The organism is Pseudomonas sediminis, assembly GCF_039555755.1.
In the GTDB taxonomy this organism is placed as follows: Bacteria; Pseudomonadota; Gammaproteobacteria; order Pseudomonadales; family Pseudomonadaceae; genus Aquipseudomonas; species Aquipseudomonas mendocina_D.
The window spans coordinates 736759-758892 of the sequence record NZ_CP154631.1 but is presented as its reverse complement, the minus strand read 5'-3'; the positions used below and the strand labels follow the sequence as shown (position 1 = coordinate 758892).

Below are 22134 nucleotides of genomic sequence, written 5' to 3'. Positions count from 1 at the left end.
GATGACTCAAATAACTATCATCCACCGTTCATGGAGACGCCTTCATGTTCCGCCTGCCCGTTATTGCCCTTTGCACCTCTGCGCTGCTGCTTGGCGGTTGCGCCTCGCAAAATCCTTATGATCAGAGCGCGCCGAGCTCCAACCGCACTGCCACCTATGGCGGCATCGGCGCGCTGGCTGGCGCGGCTGCCGGTGCACTGATCAACCATGACAACCGTGGCAAGGGCGCGCTGATCGGCGCTGCTGTAGCCGGCGCCGCTGCGGCAGGTTACGGCTACTACGCCGACAAGCAGGAAGAAGAGCTGCGTCGCAGCATGCAAGGCACCGGGGTCGAGGTGCAGCGTCAGGGCGATGTGATCCAGCTGATCATGCCCGGCAACATCACCTTCGCTACCGACTCGGCGCAGATCGCCAGTAGCTTCTACCAGCCGCTGAATAACCTGGCCAATTCCTTCCGTCAGTACAACCAGAACAGTATCGAGGTCGTCGGTCATACCGACAGCACTGGCTCGCAAAGTCACAACATGGCGTTGTCGCAGCGCCGTGCGCAAAGCGTGGCCGACTACCTGCTGGCGCAGGGTGTCGACCCCAGCCGTCTGAGCACTCGTGGCATGGGGCCGGACCAGCCGGTAGCGAGCAACGCCACGGCAGATGGTCGTGCGCAGAACCGTCGTGTCGAGGTGACATTGCGACCGTTGCCGGGCGTGCAGTAACGCGCGTGTACCGGGCAGAACTGCTCTGGATCGCAGTCCCTATCCGCCCGGGCTGATAAGCTAGGGCGGAACTTCACCGCGCCTTGGCGGCTCGAAGATTGTGGCATGTCTGCCCGATACCAGAAGAAATCCTAAGGAATCCCTATGAAGACCAGACGTAATCTGATCGCAGCAACTGCGCTCATGGCCATGCTGGCTGGCTGCACCACCAACCCCTATACCGGCGAAAGTCAGGCTGGCAAAGCCGGCGTCTACGGTGGCATCGGCGCGGCCACCGGCGCCGTGATCGGCGCTGCGACCTCGAGCAAGAAAGACCGCGCTAAGGGGGCACTGATCGGTGCGGCTGTTGGTGGCGCTGCCGGCGGTGGTTATGGCTATTACGTCGACACCCAGGAAGCCAAGCTGCGTCAGACCCTGCAGGGCACTGGTGTACAGGTACAACGTAATGGCGATGATCTGAAACTGATCATGCCGGGCAATATCACTTTCGGTAGCAACTCGGCGGATATCTCCAGCAGTTTCTACCCGACCCTCAACTCGCTGGTGCTGGTATTCAAGGAGTTCGACAAGAACGGCGTGAACATCGTCGGTCATACCGACAGCACCGGTTCGCAAGAGCTGAACCAGAGTCTGTCGCAGCGTCGCGCCCAGAGCGTGGCCAACTACCTGACCGCCAACGGCGTACCGGGTCAGCGCATCTCTGCCTATGGTGCAGGTCCGAGCCAGCCGATTGCCAGCAACACCACCGATGCTGGCCGTGCGCAGAACCGTCGCGTCGAGATCAACCTGCGTCCGCTCTAAGGCCGCATTGCGTTGAACAAAGCCTCCCTTTGGGAGGCTTTTTTATGTCGTTTGACAAGCACCGCTGCTGACGTCTTTCGGCTAGGTGCTAGAGGGTGTTTCCGACAGTCTTCGTGACCGCCCGTCTTGTCTTTTGTGGCTAAAGGCCACTCATTCAAAACCTGACTAGAATGCTTGCTGTGGTTCTGTGATGTCCGCGCGCGGATGCCCCGTGCGCGTTGGTTCTGGATGACCGAAGGAGCGCGAATGGACGACAGAGCTGTCGAGCGGCCGCCAAGGCCCTGGACACCGCTGCTGGCTGCACTTGGCCTGTTTATCGGGCTGGGTGGGTTGATTTATTGGCAGTGGAATACCCTGCAGGAACGTGAGCGGGAAGATAGTCAGCATCGCTTTGCGCTTGAGGCGCAGGATATTGGTCAGCGAGTGATGGCGCGCATGCAGGCTTATGAAATGGTCCTGCGTGGCGTTTCGGGGCTGATGAACGGGAGTGACCGGGTTTCTCCCATTGAGTGGGAGCGGGCACTGGATCAGCTGCAATTGCAGGATCGTTATCCGGGAATACAGGCCGTCGCCTGGTCGCGCTACCTGAGCCACTCGCAGTTGGACGATTTTCGAGCCGAGCTGAAAGCGGATGAGCGCCTCGACTATCAGGTGTTTCCCGAGGGGGAGCGCGAGTACTACTTGCCCATCGATTACGTCAGTCCTCTGGATTGGCGTAACCGGCGCGTACTTGGTTTCGACATGCTCAGCGAGGCGATCCGCCTTCAGGCCATCGAGCGCAGCCTTGAGAGCGGTGATGCCAGCCTGAGTGGGCCGGTGGTGTTACGCCAGGAAATCGATGTCAACGTGCAGCAGGGTGTGCTGCTGTTTCTTCCGGTCTTTCGTCCTGGCGTGCCACTCAATACGGTTGAGCAGCGTCGCGCTGCGCTGCTGGGAACAGTGCATGGCGCGTTTCGTAGCCACGATTTGATCGAGGGCATCCTGGGTGGTCAGGCACGGCGTTTCGACATTCTGCTGAGGGATCTGCAGGCATCGGATGCTCAGTTGCGGGGCGGCGAACCCCATGCTAACGGCTGGAAGCCGCGTTTTCAGAAGAACATGGAGTTGCCGCTGTACGGCCGTACCTGGGACTTGGAGGTCATCGGCACACCCGAGTACGAGCGCGGTCTGGTCGATCGTACCGGTACGCTCGGACTCTGGGCTGGTTTGGCGGCGACACTGCTTCTGTCCATTCTGGTCGGCGGTTTTCTCCATCAGCGCGAGCGCAAACTGCAGATCAGTGAGCGGGCTGCCGTGGCCCTGCGCGAGCGCGAAGAGCGCTTTCGTCTGTTGGTCGAACGGCTGCCGGTGGCGACTCTGCTCTGTGATGACAGGGGGCGCATCGAAATGGCCAATCGCAGCGCCGCCGAGCTGTTCGATTGCCCGCTCAATGCCTTACCGGGTGAGACCGTGTTGCGCGTCCTGCCCAATATCGATTCACCGAAAGACTTGCAGGCACAGTTGGCCGAGAGTGACGAGCGCATGGTGCGGACGCTGCGCGGCGAGTCGCTTCCGGTCAGCATCAGCCTCAATCCGCTGCACGAAGGCAGTAGCTACCTGATCAACCTGGTGGACCTGCGTGCGCGCAAGGTGGCCGAGGAGCGCTTCCGGTTGGTGGTCGAGGCCTCGCCCAATGCCATCGTGCTGGTCGATGGCCTGGGACGCATTGCCATGGTCAATCGGCAGACCGAGCTGCTGTTCGGCTACGAGCGTCAGGTGCTGCTCGGCGAACCGGTGGAAATGTTGCTGCCCGACGCGCAGCGTGGCAGCCATTTAGCAATGCGGCGGGGCTATCAGGCGATGCCCGAGCAGCGCCGCATGGGCAGCAATCGTGAACTGTTCGGTCAGCATCGTGAGGGTCGCATGATTCCTCTGGAGGTTGGTTTGTCACCCATTCGCAGTGGCGACGAGAACCTGGTGCAGGCGGTGATCATCGACATCAGCGAGCGCAAGGCTGCCGAGCAGAAACTGCGTGAGCAGGCCGAACAACTGCTGTTGGCCAACCGCTACAAGTCCGAGTTTCTCGCCAACATGTCCCATGAGCTGCGCACGCCGCTCAACAGTATCCTCATTCTCAGTGACCAGCTGCGGCAGAACCTGGCGGGAAATCTGGCCGAGAAGCAGAGCAAACATGCTGATATCGTGCACCGCGCTGGCAGTGATCTGCTGCAACTGATCAACGATGTACTCGACCTGGCCAAGGTTGAGTCGGGGCGCATGCAGCTAAAGCTCGAGCCGATCAACATGCAGGACGTGCTGGTGGAACTCGATGCCAGCCTGCGGCCGATGGCCGAGCTCAAGGGCTTGCGTCTGCACACCCAGCTGGAGGCCGGGGTACCACGCGTCATTCACACCGACCGCGTGCGCCTGCATCAGATACTGCGCAATCTGCTGTCCAACGCGCTGAAGTTCACCGACCAGGGCGAGGTCACCCTGACTGTCGGTAGCCAGGGGCGCCAAGATGATGAGGGCGAGTTGCTGAGTTTCAGCGTGCGTGACACCGGTATCGGTATCGACCCTGCGCAACATGAACAGGTGTTCCAAGCCTTTCAACAGATCGACGGCTCCACCAGTCGGCGTTTCGGCGGCACTGGGCTGGGGCTGGCCATCACCCGTCAGCTGGTGCTGGCTCTGGATGGCGATATCAGCCTGCAAAGTGCGCCGGGGCAGGGGTCTACCTTCACCGTCAGGTTGCCGGTGCAGGCTGGACCGCTTAGCGTCGAGGCCCCGGTGGAGGGGCCGCAGCGCGCAGGTGACGGCCCGCCGCTGCTGATCGTCGAGGACGATGCCAATTTTGCTGCGGTGATTGCCGAGGAGGCTCACTCCCATGGGTTTTCCAGCGTGCATTGCCGTACTGGTCTGCAGGCATTGGGGCTGTTGCAGCAGGAGTCGTTCAACGCGGTGATCCTCGACATCCTGCTGCCTGATCTGAGTGGCTGGCAGCTGTTCCGTCGTCTGCGCGCCCAGCCGAACCATCGGCATACGCCGGTGCACATCATTTCCTGTGTACCGCAACCGGTGGGTTGGAACGATGATGGCACTCGCTATCTGGTCAAACCCATCGGCCGTGATGAACTGGAGCAGGTGTTCATCGAGTTGCAGCACGGTGAACAACACGAGCAGGCATTGCTGTTGGTGGAGGATGTCGAGGTAGAGCGCGAGCACTACCGCGAGCAACTGACGGAGCTGGGCTTCCACGTCGTCGCCTGCGCCGATGGCGAGCAGGCGCGCGAGGCTTATGCGCAGGGGCAGTTCTGCGCGCTGGTGATCGATCTCGACCTGCCGGATCAGGATGGTTTCGCTCTGCTGGACAGCCTCAACCAGGTGCGCCCGTTGCAGGGCACGCGCGTGGTGATCAATACCGGTGTGGACGTCACGCAACAGACCCTGCAGCGCCTGCGCCGCTACAGCGCCGTGGTGGTGCGCAAGCATGGTGATGACACCGATGCGCTATGCCAGGCGGTACAGGGCTTCCTCGGTGATGTGCGTGCGCCGCAACCGGCCCAGGCACGGCTCAATCCGTTGCAGGGAAAACTTATCCTGCTGGTGGATGACGATGTGCGTAACGTCTATGCGCTGACGGCGTTGCTGGATGAAGTGGGGCTGCGCGTCAGTTCCGCCAAGGACGGCATCGAGGCCATTGCCACTTACCAGCGTGAGCCGTTCGACTTGATCCTCATGGATATGGCCATGCCCAACATGGACGGCTATACCGCCACGCGCCTACTCAAGCAGGAGCATGGATGCGTCATCCCGATCATCGCGCTTACCGCTCATGCCATGAAGGGTGACCGCGAGAAGAGCATCACCGCAGGCGCGGATGACTACATGGCCAAGCCGATCAAACGCGATGAGCTGCTGGCATTGCTGGAGCGCTGGCTGGGTATGCCGACCATACCTTCGCCTGGCGATGGGCTAACCTGATGGCAGGAGTAAGTGGTGCAAGGCCAGATGGACAGTGGAGTGATGATGGCCCGGGCGCAGAGTAAGAACGCCGCTGTACCCGCCAAGCAGGTTCTGCTGGTGGTGGATGACCGTATGGAGAACCTCGAGGCCATGCAGGCGCTGCTCGAGGATGGCGAGTGGCTGCTGCGTTGCGCCAGCTCTGGTGAAGAGGCCCTGCGCTGTCTGCTCGAAGAAGATGTCGGGCTGGTGCTGCTCGACGTGCAGATGCCGGGTATGGATGGCTTCGAAGTCGCCCGCCTGATGCGTGGCAACCCGCGTACGCGATTGACGCCAATCATCTTCGTATCCGCCATCGCCCAGACCCACGATGCCGTATTGCGTGGTTATAGCACCGGTGCCGTGGACTTCATGCTCAAGCCCTTCGACCCCAGTGTGTTGCGCCACAAGATTCAGAGCCTGCTGGAGCACGAGCATAATCGCTGTGAATTGCAGACTCTTTCCCAGCAGCTTGAGCGCGCCAGGGCATTCAACGCCTCGGTGCTGGCCAATGCCGCCGAGGGTATTCTGGTGGTCGGCGAGGATGGTCGCATTCAGTTCGCCAACCCCGCGATGGCGCAGATGCTCGATGGCGAGGTAGGTGATCTTGAGGGCGTCGATCTGCTGTCGTTTCTCAAGAATCCAGCCAGCGAAGGCGGCTGGCAGCAGTCCGAGTTCTACCTGCACTTCAAGCGCGAGGCGACCTATCGCGTGCACGAAGCGATGTTGCGCACGCTCAAGGGTGGTTGCCTGCCTGTGGCGCTGTCCTGCTCACCACTGCCGCGGCCGCAACGTGCGATGGTGCTGATCGCGCTGGATATGTCGGTGGTGCGTAATCTGCACGCGCAACTGGAGTCACAGGCGGTCACTGACGCGCTGACCGGCCTGCTCAATCGTCGCGGCTTTCATCAGGCACTGGAGTCGGTGTTGGCGCGTATCGAGCGCAGCGGTCAGCGCGTCGCGGTGTTGTACCTGGACCTGGACGGTTTCAAGCGCATCAATGACTCGCTCGGCCATGATGTCGGCGATCAGTTGCTGCGCCGTGTCGGTGAGCAGCTCAAGGCCTGCTTGCGTCCCTATGACAGCCTGGCGCGCATCGGTGGTGACGAATTCACCGCGCTGCTGGACAACCTCGGCCACCCCGAGGACGCCGCCAAGGTCGCGGAGAAGTTGATCGAGCTGGTCTCGGTGCGACACACCCTCGATGGTGTGGACTTCACCCTCGGCGCCAGCGTTGGCATCGCCTGCTTTCCTGAATGCGGGCAGAGCGTGGAGGGCCTGCTGCGTTCCGCCGACATGGCGATGTATGAAGCCAAACGCGCCGGTCGCCAGCAATACCGCTTCTTCTCACCGGAGATGAACGGGCGTGCGCGTTCGCGGCTGATGCTCGAAGAAAGCCTGCGTCACGCCATCGAGAACGATGACTTCGTACTGGTTTATCAGCCGCAGTTCCATCTGGATAGCGGACGTCTGCGCGGCTTTGAAGCCTTGCTACGCTGGCAGCATCGCGTCGCCGGTACCGTGGCGCCGAACGTGTTCATTCCGCTGCTCGAAGAAACCCGCCTGATCAACCGTCTCGGCGAATGGATCTTCCGTGAGGGCGCCAGGCAGTTGGCCGTGTTCAAGCAACAGTTCGGTGAGGACATGGTGCTCAGCCTCAACGTCAGCCCGGTGCAGTTCGGCATGCCGCAACTGGTGACCGATCTACAGCGTGTACTCGACGCTCACGGTCTGAAGCCCAGCCAACTGGAGGTGGAAGTTACCGAGAGCGCGCTGATGCAGGATCTGGAGCTGACGCAGGCGCAGTTACGTCATCTGCGCGAGCTGGGGGTGAAGATTGCCATCGATGATTTCGGCACCGGCTATTCATCATTGGCGTACCTGCGTCACTTCGAACTCGATACGCTGAAGATCGACCGTCTCTTCATTTCCAACATGCTCGACTCACCCCGTGATGCGGCGGTGGTCAGTACCATCATCGATCTCGGCCATCACCTAGGTCTGGAGGTCATCGCCGAAGGCGTCGAAACCCAGGCGCAGCGTGAGTGGTTGACGCAACACCACTGCAGCATCATGCAGGGTTTCCTGGTGGCGCCAGGCGTGCCGCCCAGCAGCGCGATGCAGGTGCCGGCGCTGCTGGATTGGAGCAAGTTGCCCCTGTCGTCCCCCTGATCGGTACAGCGACGCATACCCGTGGGGTGCGGAATCGGGGCGGTACGCACGGTGCCCCCGAAGGTCTGGATTACGCCGAACTGTGCAGGTTGGCGAGCTCCGCGTCCTTCTCTTCCCATAGACGATTGACCCATTGCTGGAAGGCCCGGCGGTAGTCGTCATCCTGATCGTAGTTACGGCCGATGAACTCGCGCGGAATATCGACCTGCCTGAAAGTCACCTGCACGGCATCCAGGCGCCCACAGAGCAAGTCCCAGAAGCCTGGGACGCCATGCGGATAGTGGATGGTGACGTTGACGATGGCGTGCAGCTGTTCACCCATGGCATCAAGCACGAAGGCGATGCCGCCAGCCTTGGGTTTGAGCAGGTGCTTGAAAGGCGACTGCTGCTGCGCATGCTTGGCCGGGGTCAGGCGGGTGCCCTCGAGGAAGTTGAACACCGCCACGGGGTTGGTCTTGTAACGCGCGCAGGCTTTGCGGGTGGTGGCCAGGTCCTGGCCGCGCTTCTCCGGATACTTGGCCAGGTATTCCTTGCTGAAGCGCTTCATGAAGGGAAACTCCAGCGCCCACCAGCATAGGCCGATCACCGGCACCCAGATCAGCTCCTGTTTGAGGAAGAACTTCAGCAGCGGCATATGTCGGTTGAGCAGGTACTGCAGCACCAGGATATCCGCCCAGCTCTGGTGGTTGCTGGTGACCAGGTAGGAGTGACGAGTATCGAAGCGCTCCAGGCCCTGGACATTCCATTCGATATGGCCAACCAGGCGCATCCAGAATTTGTTGACGCCGATCCAGCTCTCGGCGATCCCGTGCATGACGAAGCGCAGTGCGCGTTGGATCGGCGCGAATGGCAGCAGCAGTTTGAGCAGAGCGACGAAGAACAGCGGCCAGCACCAGAACAGGGTGTTGAGAGCCAACAGCAGGCTCGCGATCAGGCCACGCAGCGGCGCGGGAAGAAAGTGCAGCATCGGGCAAACGCCTCCGTAAGCAGGCTGCACGCCCTGCGGGCAGCCTGAGAAAGGGGCTTTCGCTGCGCCCCGTATCAGTCGAAAGAGCTGCGGCGTTCCGTGCAGCGAGCTGGTTCGGCGCCAAGGGTAACGGTTGTGCACTGACCTGCAAGTGCCAGTGATGTCCATCAGGTTTTGTTCGCTCGGTGCGCACCGGCTTTTTCGGCCGGTGCGCACGGCGCATCCTGTTGCCTCTCTAGCTTGGTAGATCCGCCGCCTGAATGGCCGTCAGCGCGATGGTGTAGACGATGTCGTCGACCAGCGCACCGCGCGACAGGTCGTTCACCGGCTTGCGCAGGCCCTGCAGCATCGGGCCGACGCTGATGCAGTCGGCGCTGCGCTGCACGGCCTTGTAGGTGGTATTGCCGGTGTTCAGGTCGGGGAACACGAACACCGTGGCGCGGCCGGCCACCGGGCTGTTCGGCGCTTTCTGCCGGCCGACGCTCTCGATGGCTGCCGCGTCGTACTGCAGCGGGCCGTCGAGCAGCAGGTCCGGGCGTTTCTCACGGGCCAGGCGGGTGGCGACGCGCACTTTCTCCACTTCTTCGCCGCTGCCGGAATCACCGGTGGAGTAGCTGAGCATGGCAACGCGCGGCGGGATGCCAAAAGCCTGCGCCGAGTTGGCGCTCTGCAGAGCGATCTCCGCCAGTTGCTCGGCGTTCGGGTCCGGGTTCACCGCGCAGTCGCCATAGACCAGCACCTGGTCCGGCAGCAGCATGAAGAACACCGAGGACACCAGGTTGTAACCTGGTGCGGTCTTGATCAGCTGCAGGGCCGGGCGAATGGTGTTGGCGGTGGTGTGGATGGCGCCGGAGACCAGACCGTCGACCTCGTCCAGGGCCAGCATCATGGTGCCGAGTACCACGGTGTCTTCCAGCTGCGCTTCTGCCATTGGCGCATTGAGGCCCTTGCCCTTGCGCAGCTCGACCATCGGCTCGATGTAGCGACCGCGTATCAGGTCCGGGTCGAGAATTTCCAGGCCTTCCGGCAGCTCGATACCTTGCGCGCGGGCCACGGCGTGCACGTCTTCCGGCTTGGCCAGCAGTACGCAGCGGGCGATGCCGCGAGCCTGGCAGATGGCAGCGGCCTGCACGGTACGGGGTTCGCTGCCTTCGGGCAGGACGATGCGCTTGGCTGCAGCCTTGGCTCGTTGCACCAGCTGGTAGCGGAAGGCCGGGGGCGACAGGCGCAGCTCGCGCGGGGTGCCGCAGCGGGCGCTCAACCAGTCGTGGTCGATATGCCCTGCGATGAAGTTGGAGACCTTCTCCGCGCGCTCGCGGTCATCCAGAGGAATTTCCTTGTTCAGGCGGTTGAGATTGGTGGCGGTGTCGTAGGAACCGGTGCTCACCGTCATCACCGGCAGGCCGCTGGCCAGGGCGCCTTGGCACAGCTCCATGATGCGTGGGTCGGGGGCGAAATCACTGCACAGCAACAGGCCCGCCAGCGGTACGCCATTCATCGCAGCCAGGCTGGCGGAGAGGATGATGTCGTCGCGATCACCCGGCGTCACCACCAGGGTGCCGGGCTTGAGCAGTTGCACGCTGTTGGCGACAGCACGTGCGCAGAGCACGATCTTCAGCATGCGTCGCTGCTCATAGTCGCCAGCGTTGAGGATGCGTGCGCCGAGCAACTCGGCGATGTCCTTGGTGCGCGGCGCGTTCAGTTCGTCCTGCCAGGGAATACAGCCGAGCAGGCGGAAACTCTCGGTCTTGAGCAGGGGAGAAAGCTCCTGCAGACGTTCGGTGAAGGCTGCGATGCCGTTGTCGCTGCGCACCTTGTTGAGGATCACACCCAGCACCTTGGGGTCCTTGGGCCCGCCGAACTGCTGGGCCTGGATCTCGATGCGATCGGACAGCTCGGTGAGGTTCTCGTCTTCCGGGGCGCTGACCAGAATCACGTCGGCATCCAGGCTCTTGGCCAGGTGCAGGTTGACCCGAGCGGCGTAGCTGGCGTGGCGCGTTGGCACCATGCCTTCGACGATGACCACGTCCTTGTCGACTGCCGCCTGCTGGTAGAGGCTGATGATCTCTTCCAGTAGTTCGTCCAGCTGGCCGTCGCCGAGCATGCGTTCGACATGGCTGAGCGGCAGTGGTTTGGGCGAATTCAGGCCATGGGTGCGGGCGATCAGCTCACTGGAGCGCTCAGGGCCGAGGTCGCCAGCATGCGGTTGGGCGATGGGCTTGAAGAAGCCAACCTTGAGGCCGCTGCGCTCTAGCGCACCGACCAGGCCGAGGCTGATGGAGGTAAGGCCGACACCGAAACCGGTGGGGGCGATGAAGAAGGTATGCATGAAATAGCCTCAGTCGAGCAGGGCAAGAGTGTCGAGGGCGATCTGCCGCTCTTCGTTGGTCGGTACCACCAGCACGCGCGGATGACCATCCGCGTGAATGGCGCCGGCGACGCCGCGCACGCAGCGTGCGTTGGCCTGGGCGTCCAGCCGCAGCCCGAGCAGGCCGAGATGGTCCAGGGTCTTGCTGCGGATCAGCGCGGAGTTCTCGCCGATACCGCCGGTGAAGATCAGGCCGTCGAGACGGCGCAGCGCGCAGCTCATCGAGGCCAGCGATTTGGCCAGGCGGTAGCAGAACACCTCGATGGCCAGGGTCGCGCCGACGTGCCCCTGTTCGCGGGCCTGCTCCAGCGTGCGCATGTCGTTGGACAGGCCGGATAGACCGAGCAGGCCGCTGTCCTTGTTGAGCATGCTGTCGATCCGCTCCAGGCTCCAGCCCAGGGTACGTGCCAGGTGCCCGTGCAGGTTGGGGTCGACATCGCCACTGCGAGTGCCCATTACCAGGCCCTCCAGCGGCGTCAGCCCCATGCTGGTGTCGCGGCTGTGCCCATTCTCCACGGCGCAGGTGGAGCTGCCATTGCCCAGATGGGCCACCAGCCAACTGCTGGCGTCGAATGCCAGGCCGCTCATCTGCGCCGCCTTGCGGCTGACGTAACGGTGGCTGGTGCCGTGGAAGCCATAGCGGCGTACGCCATGCTCAGCGTAGAGCGCCTGCGGTACGGCATAGCGATAGGCGTGCTCGGGCAGGCTCTGGTGGAAGGCGGTGTCGAACACCGCCACCTGCACCAGGTTGGGAAACAGCTTCATCGCCGCTTCGATGCCTTGCAGGTTGGCCGGATTGTGCAGCGGAGCCAGCGGCGCGACCTGGCGGATGGCCTGCAGGCTGGCAGCGTCCAGGCGAGAGGCGCCGGGGAAGTGCTCGCCGCCGTGTACCACACGGTGGCCGATACCATGCAGCTCGCCGGCTGCGGCCTGCTGTACCACAGGTAAAAGATGAGACAGGGCGAGCCGGTGGTCGGCGCCCGGCAGAACCAGGCTGTCCTTTTGTTCGCCTTGTTGCCAGTGCAGCACCGCTTCGGGACTGCCAAGACGCTCGGCCAGGCCGCTGAGCATGAAGGTTTCCTGCGCTTCGTTGACCAAGGCGAACTTGATCGACGAGCTGCCGCAGTTGATCACCAGAATGTTGCGTGCAGACATTTAAGCTTCCTTGGATTCATCGTGCGACCGATCCATGGCGCACCAGCCACAGGGGAAGAGGCTTCCCTGCCTGACTTGGCGCTGCTCGGGATCGAGTACCCAGGGCCGATTCTGCCAGGGTGGACGGTGGCGTACATGCTGAGTATGGCCACAGGATAAGACTGCCACCCAGTCACCGTGCTCGTCCTGACGAAAATCAACGATCCGTACGGCCCGTTTGTCCGGGCTTGGGTCGCAATCCAGGCTGGCGTTGGTTAAACTTGCTCGTTCATTTATCTTTCGCAAAAGGTCTCCCCATGCTGATCGCCGCCAACAAGGCCGTCTCCATCGACTATACCCTGACCAACGATGCCGGTGAGGTGATCGACAGCTCCACTGGCGGCGCGCCGCTGGTCTATCTGCATGGTGCCGGCAATATCATCGCCGGTCTCGAGAAGGCTCTGGTTGGCAAGCAGGTTGGCGATGAGCTGGACGTTTCCGTCGAGCCGGAAGAAGCCTACGGTGAGTACAGCGCCGAGCTGGTCGCGACCCTGAGCCGCGCCATGTTCGAAGGCGTCGACACCCTGGAAGTGGGCATGCAGTTCCACGCTTCGGGCCCGGACGGCAGCATTCAGATTGTTACCATCCGCGATATCGACGGCGACGACGTGACTGTCGACGGCAACCACCCGCTGGCCGGCCAGCGCCTGAACTTCAAGGTCAAGGTCGTGGCCGTGCGTGACGCCAGCGAAGAGGAAGTGGCCCACGGTCACATCCATGGCGAAGGTGGTCACCACCACTAAGTTGCCTGTCAGGCGACTTGCGGTCGTTCCGAGTGGAGCAACCGCTGCTAAGCTCAAGCTTGCGATAAAGGCGCCTCAGGGCGCCTTTTTCATGCATGGCGGTCTGTGCGCTTGCAGCCGCTTCCAGGATTTACCGGGCCGTGCGCCCGTTGCACTGAATTCGCTGAGGAAGTTCGTCATGAGTGCTTTTCACGATCTCAATCTGCGTGCGTTGGACGGTCAGGAACTGCCGTTGGCGCCCTACAAGGGCCAGGTAGTGCTAGTGGTCAACGTAGCCTCCAAGTGCGGCCTGACCCCTCAATACGCCGGGCTGGAAAAACTCTATCAACAGTACAAGGGCAATGGTTTCACCGTGCTTGGTGTGCCGTGCAACCAGTTCGCCGGCCAGGAGCCTGGCAGCGAGGACGAGATCCGTTCGTTCTGCAGCCTCAACTACGGCGTGAGCTTTCCGCTGGGCAGCAAACTGGAGGTCAACGGCCCTGCTCGTCACCCGCTCTATCGCCTGCTGGCCGGTGAGGGAGCCGAGTTTCCCGGTGATATCACCTGGAACTTCGAGAAATTTCTGGTCGGCCAGGACGGTCGTGTGCTGGCGCGTTTCTCTCCGCGTACCACGCCGGACGATCCGGCCTTGATCCAGGTCATCGAAAAAGCCCTGGGCCTCTGAAGTAGCAACGCCTGCGCTCGCTATTCTGGGCGCAGGTGAGGCTAATCGGCCAAATTCCCGGCCATTTCCCCTTGCCCCCTTGTTCTCATCGTCATCCGCTTGCTTAATCGGCCGACCTGCCGAGGAGTACGCCCATGACCAGCTTTCCCCACGAGCAACCGCCTGCCATGGCCTCACCAGGCGAGCTGCGTGCACTGATCGAAAGTCGCCGTGCAGTGCGCCGTTTCACCCCTGAGCTGCTGCCGGATGCGGTGATCCGCGATTGCCTGGAACTGGCCGTGCTGGCGCCTAGCTCCTGCAACCTGCAGCCCTGGAGCTTCCAGGTGATTCGCGACCCGGCGCTGCTGGCGCAGCTGCACCCGGTCTGCATGAGCCAGAACGCTGCGCGTGCGCCCTTGATTATTGCCGTGCTGGCGCGCCCGGACACCTGGCGTCAGGCCTGCCGCAACGTCATCGATTACTGGCCGGAGGCCGAGGTGCCGGCGCGTATCCGCCGCTTCTACAGCAAGACCGCGCCGTTTCAGTACAACCAGGGGCCGCTGGGCCTACTCGGCCTGTTCAAGCGCCAACTGGTGCGGCTGATGGGGTTACGCAAGCCGCTGATGCGCAAGCCCAACAGCAAGGCCGATATGCGCCTGTGGGCGGTGAAGTCGACGGCGCTGGCGGCAGAAAATCTGATGCTCGCTTTCCAGAGTCACGGCTATGCCACCTGTCCGATGGAGGGCTTCGACGAGCCGCGTTTGCGTCGTGTGCTGGATATCCCGCGCCAGGCCATCCCCATCATGCTGCTGGCCGTTGGGCGTCAGGGCGAGAAGGGTGTGTACAACCCGCGCCTGCGCTTTCCGCTGGAACAGCACGTCACCTGGCGGTAACCAGGTTTGACTTGGATCAAATCGCCTTGTCTTGAATACGGCGTAATCGTCCTTATCTAGTCTGCATCTGAGCGAGTTTCTTTTTTCGGGGAAGTTGTCCCGGCTCGCCATTCTGGAGGAAGGACATTTATGCGTATCGATCGTTTGACCAGCAAGCTGCAACTTGCACTCTCCGATGCCCAATCCCTGGCGGTGGGCATGGATCATGCCGCCATCGAGCCGCTGCACTTGATGCAGGCGCTGCTCGAGCAACAGGGCGGTTCGATCAAGCCGCTGCTGATGCAGGTCGGCTTCGACATCAACAGCCTGCGTCAGGGCCTGACCCGTGAACTGGATCAACTTGGCAAGCTGCAGAACCCCACAGGCGACATCAACCTGTCGCAGGACCTGGCACGTCTGCTCAACCAGGCCGACCGCCTGGCACAGCAGAAGGGCGACCAGTTCATTTCCAGCGAGCTGGTGCTGCTCGCCGCCATGGACGAGAGCAGTAAGCTGGGCAAGCTGCTGCTCGGCCAGGGTGTATCGAAGAAGGCCCTGGAAAATGCCATCGCCAACCTGCGCGGCGGCCAGGCTGTCAACGACCCCAATGTCGAGGAATCGCGGCAGGCGCTGGACAAGTACACCGTCGACCTGACCAAGCGCGCCGAAGAAGGCAAGCTCGATCCGGTGATTGGCCGTGACGACGAGATCCGCCGCACCATCCAGGTCCTGCAGCGCCGGACCAAGAACAACCCGGTACTGATCGGCGAGCCCGGTGTGGGCAAGACCGCCATCGCCGAAGGCCTGGCCCAGCGCATCATCAATGGCGAAGTGCCGGATGGCCTGAAGGACAAGCGCCTGCTGTCGCTGGACATGGGCTCGCTGATCGCCGGCGCCAAGTTCCGCGGTGAGTTCGAAGAGCGTCTGAAGGCGGTGCTCAACGAACTGGGTAAGCAGGAAGGGCGCATCATCCTGTTCATCGACGAGCTGCACACCATGGTCGGCGCCGGCAAGGCCGAGGGCGCCATGGACGCCGGCAACATGCTCAAGCCGGCCCTGGCTCGTGGGGAGCTGCACTGCGTCGGCGCGACCACACTGGACGAGTACCGCCAGTTCATCGAGAAGGACGCCGCGCTGGAGCGCCGCTTCCAGAAGGTACTGGTGGATGAGCCGAGCGAGGAAGACACCATCGCCATTCTGCGTGGGCTGAAAGAGCGTTACGAGGTGCACCACGGTGTGACCATCACCGATGGCGCGATCATCGCTGCGGCCAAGCTCAGCCATCGCTACATCACCGACCGCCAGTTGCCGGACAAGGCCATCGACCTGATCGACGAGGCGGCCAGCCGCATCCGCATGGAGATCGATTCCAAGCCCGAGGAGCTCGATCGTCTGGATCGTCGTCTGATCCAACTGAAAATCGAGCGCGAGGCGCTGAAGAAGGAAGACGACGAGGCGACCAAGAAACGACTGGTAAAACTGGAAGAGGATATCGTCAAGCTGGAGAAGGAATACGCCGACCTGGAGGAAATCTGGAAGTCGGAGAAAGCCGAAGTGCAAGGCTCAGCGCAGATCCAGCAACGCATCGAGCAGGCCAAGACCGAGCTGGAAGCCGCACGGCGCAAGGGCGATCTCAACCGCATGGCCGAACTGCAGTACGGCATCATTCCGGATCTGGAGCGCAGCCTGCAGATGGTCGATGCGCACGGCAAGAGCGAGAACCAGCTGCTGCGCAACAAGGTTACTGACGAGGAAATCGCCGAGGTGGTGTCCAAGTGGACTGGCATCCCGGTGAGCAAGATGCTTGAAGGCGAGCGCGAGAAACTGCTGAAGATGGAAGGCCTGCTGCACCAGCGGGTGATTGGCCAGAACGAGGCGGTGGTCGCTGTTTCCAACGCAGTGCGCCGTTCGCGCGCTGGGCTGGCTGACCCGAACCGTCCGAGTGGTTCGTTCCTCTTCCTCGGCCCGACCGGGGTGGGCAAGACCGAGCTGTGCAAGGCGCTGGCCGAGTTCCTCTTCGACACCGAAGAGGCGCTGGTGCGCATCGATATGTCCGAGTTCATGGAGAAGCACAGCGTTGCCCGCCTGATTGGTGCACCGCCCGGTTATGTCGGCTATGAAGAGGGTGGTTATCTGACCGAGGCCGTGCGCCGCAAACCCTATTCGGTGGTGCTGATGGACGAAGTCGAGAAGGCGCACCCGGACGTGTTCAACGTGCTGCTGCAGGTACTGGAAGACGGTCGCCTGACCGACAGCCATGGCCGCACCGTGGACTTCAAGAACACCGTGATCGTGATGACCTCCAACCTCGGCTCGGCGCATATTCAGGAGTTGGTCGGCGACAAGGAAGCGCAGCGCGCGGCGGTGATGGATGCGGTGAGCAGCCACTTCCGTCCCGAGTTCATCAACCGTATCGACGAAGTGGTGGTATTCGAGCCGCTGGGCCGTGAGCAGATCGCCGGCATCGCCGAGATCCAGTTGCAGCGTCTGCGTGGCCGTCTGGCTGAGCGTGAGCTGAGCCTGGAGCTGACGCCAGAGGCGCTCGACAAGCTGATCGCCGTTGGTTACGACCCGGTGTATGGCGCACGTCCGCTCAAGCGTGCGATCCAGCGCTGGATCGAGAACCCGCTGGCGCAGCAGATACTCTCTGGCGATTTCGCCCCGGGGGCGGTAGTGCATGCCAAGGTCGATGGCGAAGAGATCGTATTCGCCTGATCGAGTGTCGCGTTAAAACATAGGCCCGCCAAATCGGCGGGCCTTTGCGTTTGTAGCCGTAGGGAAAAGGGGAGAACCCGTAGGGCGTACTTGGCTTTGGCTTCCTGCGTCGCTCTACCTCCTGCATCCATGCAGTCGTCGCGAAGCAGTACGCCGGTCGTTGTGCTGCCAGGCCTGGCATGGCCAGGCGGGCTGCTCGCTGCGCTCGTGAGGCCGCCCTAGGCTAATCCGTAGGAGCGGCTTCAGCCGCGATTTTCCTCGTTCGAGTCTGAAGCCGCTCCTGCATAAAGGTTCAGCGTCCTAGCAACAACCACCCCAATGCTTCTTCTTCGAGGTATGGCCGATGCCAGGGTTGAAGGTGTTGGTCGGGTCGAGTTCGCGGTAGAAACCGGCCAGCGCCGGCTTGGCCACGTACAGGTGGCCAACGTTGTGCTCGGCCGGGTACTCGGCTTGGCGAGCGTCCAGCAGCTTCCACATGCGGTGTTCCATGGCGATCGGGTCGATGCCCTTCTTGACGATGTAGTCCTGGTGGAACACATGGCAGAAGAAGTGCCCGTAGTAGAGCTTGTGGATGATCTGCTCTTCCATCTCCTGCGGCAGCGTCTCGACCCATTCACGGTCGTTACGGCGCAGAGCGATGTCCAGGGCGAGGATGTCCTCGACACTGCTGCGGTGCGACTCGCGGTAGCGGATCGCGGCGCCGGCCACGGCGAAGCGATGCAGGAAGGCTTTGCGCCCCTCATCGGCATCGCACTCGAAATAGGCACCGCTGTCACTGCCAGTGAAATATTCGGTCAGGAAGCTGCGGGTCTGTTCCAGCGTGTCGTTGGAAACGCGCACCAGCAGGTGATGCTCGAAACGGTCACGGTACTCGCGCATGCGTTGCGGTAGGTGGCTGGGTAGCAGGTTCATCAGGGCCTGGATCACCTTGTCGGTCACACCACGCAGGCCGAAGCGCTCGAAGAAACCGTCCACGCGGCTCTTCATGGCGAAGGCGGCCGGCACCTTGGATGTGCCGAATTTGTCGATCACCAGGAAGGTGTCCTTGCCGTACTTCTCGCCGATGTCGAATGCCGTGCGATGGATGTATTCCCCGGCAATCGGCAGGCGTGGCAGCTTGGCTAGCAGGTGGCGGCGCACTTCGGTGAGATCGTGCGGGTCGTTGCTGCCGATGTAGAACACCGTGCTCGGCTCTTTCGGGAAGGTGTCCAGGCGCACGGCGAACAGGCACAGCTTGCCAGCCGAACCGGAGGCTTCGAACAGGCGCGACGGGTCGGCGTTGAAGCGCGCGGGGGTGTCGGCGTCGACGTCGCGCACATGCTCGCCGTAGCGCGCATCGGAGGCCTTGGCGGTGTCCCCGTTGCGTACCTGCTGCGGTGTGTAGTCGCCGTTCTGCAGGCGGGTGAGAATTTCCTCCGGATCGTTGCCCAGCTCGATGCCCAGATGGTTGACCAGCTCCAGCGAGCCGTCATCTTTCACCTGCGCATACAGCGCCAGCTCGGTGTAGGCCGGGCCGCGACGCACCAGGGCGCCACCGGAGTTGTTGCAGATACCGCCGAGTACCGAGGCGCCGATGCAGGACGAGCCGATCACCGAATGCGGTTCGCGATTCAGTGGCGCCAAGGCCTGTTCCAGGCGATCCAGGGTCGCGCCCGGTAGGCACACCACCTGCTGACCATCGTTGATCAGTTGTACGCCGGTGATCCGCAGGGTGCTGATCAGCACGATCTCGCGGTCGTAGTCGGCGCCATCCGGGGTCGAGCCTCCGGTCAGGCCGGTATTGGCTGCTTGCATGATGACGATGCGGTCGGCCGCTACTGCCGCCTGCAGGATGCGCCACTGCTCCAGCAGCGAAGCGGGGCGTACCACTGCCAGGACGTTGCCCTCACCGGTGCGGTGGCCCTTGCGGAAGCGCCGCGTGCTTTGTTCGTCAGTCAGCACATGACTGCTGCCGACGATCTGGCGCATCCGCGTCAGCAGAGCGTCGCGGGTAATGGCGGGCGTGACGGCGGCAGTCATTGGCTCAGCGCTCCTTTACCAGCAGGTCCGAGGTGATTTCGGCGATGGATTTGGCGCCAGTCAGCACCATGGCCACGCGCATTTCCTTCTCGATCAGGTCGAGCAGGTTGCTCACGCCCGCACCACCGGCAGCGGCCAGGGCATAGAGGAAGGCACGACCGAGCAGCACGGTGTCGGCGCCCTGGGCGATCATGCGCACCACGTCGAGGCCGGTGCGGATACCGGAGTCAGCGAGGATTTTCAGGTCACCCTTGACCGCATCGGCGATGGCCGGCAAGGCGCGGGCGCTGGACAGCACGCCGTCGAGCTGACGACCACCATGGTTGGAAACGATGATGCCGTCGGCGCCGAAAGTGACCGCATCGCGGGCGTCTTCCGGGTCGAGAATACCCTTGATCACCATCGGGCCATCCCAGAAGTCGCGGATCCATTCCAGGTCCTTCCAGGAGATCGACGGATCGAAGTTGGCGCCCAGCCAGCCGATATAGTCGGCCAGGCCAGTCGGGTTGCCGCGGTAGGCCGAGATATTGCCCAGGTCATGCGGCTTGCCCATCAGGCCGACGTCCCAGGCCCACTGCGGGTGAGTCATCGCTTGCAGCATGCGGCGCAGTGCGGCGTTCGGGCCGCTCATGCCGGAGTGGGCGTCACGGTAGCGTGCGCCGGGCACGGGCATGTCGACGGTGAACACCAGCGTCGAGCAGCCGGCGGCCTTGGCGCGCTCCAGCGCGTTCTTCATGAAGCCGCGGTCTTTCAACACGTAGAGCTGGAACCACATCGGTCGGTCGATGGCCGGCGCCACTTCTTCGATCGGGCACACCGACACGGTGGACAGGGTGAAGGGAATACCCTTGGCCGCTGCTGCCTTGGCCGCCTGAACTTCGCCACGGCGAGCGAACATGCCGGTCAGGCCAACCGGTGCCAGGCCGACCGGCATCGACATCTTCTCGCCGAACAGCTCGGTGGACAGGTCCAGCTCGGACATGTTCTTCAGCACGCGCTGGCGCAGTTCGATTTCCGACAGGTCGGCGACATTGCGGCGCAGCGTGTGTTCGGCGTAAGCGCCGCCATCGGCGTAGTGGAACAGGAAAGGCGGCAGCTTGCGCTGCGCGGCGGCGCGATAGTCGGTAGAGGCAGAAATGATCATGGGCTCATCCTGTTACTGAAAAGAGAAAGCGTAGCCTGACGGAAAATGCCCCGACAGGGTCGGGGCGCTTTCGCGTGACGAGGTTCAGTGCACCAGCGGGTCAGTCACACCCAGTACGTAGATCGCGACCATCGCGATGATGCCGGTAAACAGCAGGTAGTACAGCGTCGGCCAGATGGTCTTGCGCAGGGTACTGCCTTCGCGGCCGAGCAGGCCAACGGTAGCCGAGGCTGCAACCACGTTATGGATCGCCACCATGTTGCCGGCGGCGGCACCCACGGCCTGGACCGCGACGATCAGCGCGCTGGAAATACCCAGGCTGCTGGCCACGCCGAATTGGAACTGACTGAACATCATGTTGCTGACGGTGTTGGAGCCAGCGATGAAGGCGCCCAGGGCACCGATGCTCGGGGCCAGCAGCGGATAGATGCCGCCAACGCTGTCGGCCACCCAGCGCGCCATGAGGATCGGCATGCTGGCCAGTTCTGCACCATTCACGCCGGAGTTGATCAGGATACGCACCATCGGCACGGTGAACAGCAGCACGAAACCGGCGCTGAGCAATACGCTGGATGACTCTTTCACCGCCTTGCCCAGGTCACGCGCCTTCATGCCATGCAGGAAGAACGTGGCCATAACCACCGCGACCAGTATGCCGCCCGGTAGGTACAAGGGTTGGAAGTTGGCGCTGACGCCGGCTTCGCCGAGCAGGTCGGGGAAGTTCACCACCACGGCCTTCAGCGCGTTGCCTACTTCCGGGAACACACGGCTGATCACCAGCAGGGCGCCGACCAGCACATAGGGCAGCCAGGCGCGCAGTGCGCTCATCGGTTTGGCGGTCAGTTCGTCCAGCTTCATCTCGACGGTGCCCAGCCATTCGCTCGGCCATTTGTCCGCCGGGGCGAAGTCCCAGGTCTTTTTCGGCACCAGGAAACCGAAGCGGGCGGCGCTGGTGACGATGGCCAGGCCGATCAGGCCGCCCAGCAGCGATGGGAATTCCGGGCCGAGAAAGACGCCGGTGAAAACGTACGGCACGACGAAGGCCAGCCCGGCGAAAATCGCGAACGGCAGCACTTCCAGACCGGCTTTCCAGCTTTTCTCCTGACCGAAGAAGCGGGTCAGCATCATTGCCATGATGACCGGCATGACCACGCCTACGGTGGCATGGATGATTGCCACTTCACTGGTGATCAACTGCAGGAACTGCGCCCAGGACGAACCCTGCTCGACCAGCTGCGCACCGATGGTGGCAGTGTCCAGGCCGGTATTGAGGCCGACGATGATCGGCGTACCGACGGCGCCGAAGGAGACCGGCGTGCTTTGTACCAGCATGCCCATCAACACGGCGGCCATGGCCGGGAAACCGATAGCCACCAGCAGCGGGGCAGCGATGGCGGCCGGTGTACCGAAGCCCGAGGCGCCCTCGATGAAGCAGCCGAACAACCAGGCAATGATGATGGCCTGGATGCGGCGGTCAGGACTGATGGTGGTGAAGCCGGCACGGATGGCGGTGATACCACCAGAGTGTTTGAGGGTGTTCAGCAGCAGGATGGCGCCGAAAATGATCCACAGCAGGCCGAGAGTGATCAACAAGCCTTGCAGGGTGGAGGCCAGGACACGATTGAGGGTCATGTCCCAGGCGAACAGGCCGACGGCGGCAGTCACCAGGTAGACCAGAGGCATGGCGTGTTTGGCCGGCCAGCGCAGGCCGATCAGCAGAACGGCGGCAAGCAGAATCGGCGAGAACGCCAGCAGGGCGAGAATTCCGTTGGACATTGGGTCTTACTCCACACGAGCGCGCA

Annotated in this window: 15 protein-coding genes; 8 read left to right on the top strand and 7 right to left on the bottom strand. The window is 62.6% G+C overall.

Features of this window, described 5'->3' with window-relative positions; all coding sequences use genetic code 11:
• Positions 1–44 precede the first annotated feature (44 nt).
• From AAEQ75_RS03645 to AAEQ75_RS03630, 4 genes are all read left to right on the top strand, one after another.
• Positions 45–713, top strand: coding sequence for an OmpA family protein (locus tag AAEQ75_RS03645; protein ID WP_106735362.1), 669 nt, complete (start codon positions 45–47; stop codon positions 711–713).
• 144 nt (positions 714–857) lie between these two features.
• Complete coding sequence (locus AAEQ75_RS03640) at positions 858–1514, top strand: OmpA family protein (protein WP_125835159.1); 657 nt, start codon at positions 858–860, stop codon at positions 1512–1514.
• Between the two features lie 246 nt (positions 1515–1760).
• Positions 1761–5477: a response regulator gene (locus AAEQ75_RS03635; protein ID WP_343350907.1), complete on the top strand. Its 3717-nt coding sequence runs from the start codon at positions 1761–1763 to the stop codon at positions 5475–5477.
• A 45-nt stretch (positions 5478–5522) separates the two neighbouring features.
• Positions 5523–7667, top strand: coding sequence for a putative bifunctional diguanylate cyclase/phosphodiesterase (locus AAEQ75_RS03630; RefSeq protein ID WP_343352330.1), 2145 nt, complete (start codon positions 5523–5525; stop codon positions 7665–7667).
• A 70-nt stretch (positions 7668–7737) separates the two neighbouring features.
• Here the strand turns inward: AAEQ75_RS03630 and AAEQ75_RS03625 are convergent, their stop codons facing one another.
• The 4 genes from AAEQ75_RS03625 to AAEQ75_RS03610 form a co-directional block, all read right to left on the bottom strand.
• Positions 7738–8634 carry an acyltransferase gene (locus AAEQ75_RS03625; RefSeq protein WP_343350906.1) on the bottom strand — a complete coding sequence of 299 codons (897 nt, stop codon included), beginning with the start codon at positions 8632–8634 and terminating at the stop codon, positions 7738–7740.
• 235 nt (positions 8635–8869) lie between these two features.
• Entirely contained in the window at positions 8870–10963 is a 2094-nt protein-coding gene (pta, locus tag AAEQ75_RS03620; RefSeq protein WP_106735365.1) for a phosphate acetyltransferase, read from the bottom strand.
• 9 nt (positions 10964–10972) lie between these two features.
• Positions 10973–12157 (bottom strand): acetate kinase, encoded by a 1185-nt coding sequence (locus tag AAEQ75_RS03615; protein WP_343350905.1) that lies wholly within the window; start codon positions 12155–12157, stop codon positions 10973–10975.
• The gene (locus AAEQ75_RS03610; RefSeq protein WP_125835154.1) at positions 12158–12442 is read right to left on the bottom strand and encodes a DUF3565 domain-containing protein; all 285 of its coding nucleotides are present in this window, start codon (positions 12440–12442) and stop codon (positions 12158–12160) included.
• Positions 12443–12453: 11 nt separating this feature from the next.
• Between AAEQ75_RS03610 and AAEQ75_RS03605 the strand changes: the two genes are divergently transcribed.
• The 4 genes from AAEQ75_RS03605 to clpB all read left to right on the top strand — a co-directional run bounded on the left by AAEQ75_RS03605 (position 12454) and on the right by clpB (position 17169).
• Positions 12454–12939 (top strand): FKBP-type peptidyl-prolyl cis-trans isomerase, encoded by a 486-nt coding sequence (locus AAEQ75_RS03605; protein WP_343350904.1) that lies wholly within the window; start codon positions 12454–12456, stop codon positions 12937–12939.
• Between the two features lie 178 nt (positions 12940–13117).
• Entirely contained in the window at positions 13118–13603 is a 486-nt protein-coding gene (locus AAEQ75_RS03600) for a glutathione peroxidase (protein ID WP_143507579.1), read from the top strand.
• A gap of 134 nt (positions 13604–13737) precedes the next feature.
• Complete coding sequence (locus AAEQ75_RS03595; RefSeq protein WP_343350903.1) at positions 13738–14475, top strand: nitroreductase family protein; 738 nt, start codon at positions 13738–13740, stop codon at positions 14473–14475.
• 129 nt (positions 14476–14604) lie between these two features.
• Positions 14605–17169, top strand: a complete 2565-nt coding sequence (clpB, locus tag AAEQ75_RS03590) for an ATP-dependent chaperone ClpB (RefSeq protein WP_343350902.1) — start codon at positions 14605–14607, stop codon at positions 17167–17169.
• Positions 17170–17469: 300 nt separating this feature from the next.
• On the opposite strand, the gene dld is transcribed toward clpB, so the two are convergent.
• The 3 genes from dld to AAEQ75_RS03575 form a co-directional block, all read right to left on the bottom strand.
• Positions 17470–19188 carry a D-lactate dehydrogenase gene (gene dld / locus AAEQ75_RS03585; RefSeq protein ID WP_343350901.1) on the bottom strand — a complete coding sequence of 573 codons (1719 nt, stop codon included), beginning with the start codon at positions 19186–19188 and terminating at the stop codon, positions 17470–17472.
• 4 nt (positions 19189–19192) lie between these two features.
• Positions 19193–20332 carry an FMN-dependent L-lactate dehydrogenase LldD gene (gene lldD, locus AAEQ75_RS03580; RefSeq protein ID WP_143507575.1) on the bottom strand — a complete coding sequence of 380 codons (1140 nt, stop codon included), beginning with the start codon at positions 20330–20332 and terminating at the stop codon, positions 19193–19195.
• 84 nt (positions 20333–20416) lie between these two features.
• Entirely contained in the window at positions 20417–22108 is a 1692-nt protein-coding gene (locus AAEQ75_RS03575) for an L-lactate permease (RefSeq protein ID WP_179574425.1), read from the bottom strand.
• Between the last annotated feature and the right edge of the window lie 26 nt (positions 22109–22134).

Bases quoted from the DNA above. Each gene is read 5' to 3' on its own strand.
- dld (WP_343350901.1), bottom strand. From the start codon at position 19,188: ATGACTGCCGCCGTCACGCCCGCCATTACCCGCGACGCTCTGCTGACG.
- AAEQ75_RS03595 (WP_343350903.1), top strand. From the start codon at position 13,738: ATGACCAGCTTTCCCCACGAGCAACCGCCTGCCATGGCCTCACCAGGC.
- pta (WP_106735365.1), bottom strand. From the start codon at position 10,963: ATGCATACCTTCTTCATCGCCCCCACCGGTTTCGGTGTCGGCCTTACC.
- AAEQ75_RS03600 (WP_143507579.1), top strand. From the start codon at position 13,118: ATGAGTGCTTTTCACGATCTCAATCTGCGTGCGTTGGACGGTCAGGAA.
- lldD (WP_143507575.1), bottom strand. From the start codon at position 20,332: ATGATCATTTCTGCCTCTACCGACTATCGCGCCGCCGCGCAGCGCAAG.
- AAEQ75_RS03640 (WP_125835159.1), top strand. From the start codon at position 858: ATGAAGACCAGACGTAATCTGATCGCAGCAACTGCGCTCATGGCCATG.
- AAEQ75_RS03575 (WP_179574425.1), bottom strand. From the start codon at position 22,108: ATGTCCAACGGAATTCTCGCCCTGCTGGCGTTCTCGCCGATTCTGCTT.
- AAEQ75_RS03615 (WP_343350905.1), bottom strand. From the start codon at position 12,157: ATGTCTGCACGCAACATTCTGGTGATCAACTGCGGCAGCTCGTCGATC.
- AAEQ75_RS03605 (WP_343350904.1), top strand. From the start codon at position 12,454: ATGCTGATCGCCGCCAACAAGGCCGTCTCCATCGACTATACCCTGACC.
- AAEQ75_RS03635 (WP_343350907.1), top strand. From the start codon at position 1,761: ATGGACGACAGAGCTGTCGAGCGGCCGCCAAGGCCCTGGACACCGCTG.
- AAEQ75_RS03645 (WP_106735362.1), top strand. From the start codon at position 45: ATGTTCCGCCTGCCCGTTATTGCCCTTTGCACCTCTGCGCTGCTGCTT.
- AAEQ75_RS03630 (WP_343352330.1), top strand. From the start codon at position 5,523: ATGGCCCGGGCGCAGAGTAAGAACGCCGCTGTACCCGCCAAGCAGGTT.
- clpB (WP_343350902.1), top strand. From the start codon at position 14,605: ATGCGTATCGATCGTTTGACCAGCAAGCTGCAACTTGCACTCTCCGAT.
- AAEQ75_RS03625 (WP_343350906.1), bottom strand. From the start codon at position 8,634: ATGCTGCACTTTCTTCCCGCGCCGCTGCGTGGCCTGATCGCGAGCCTG.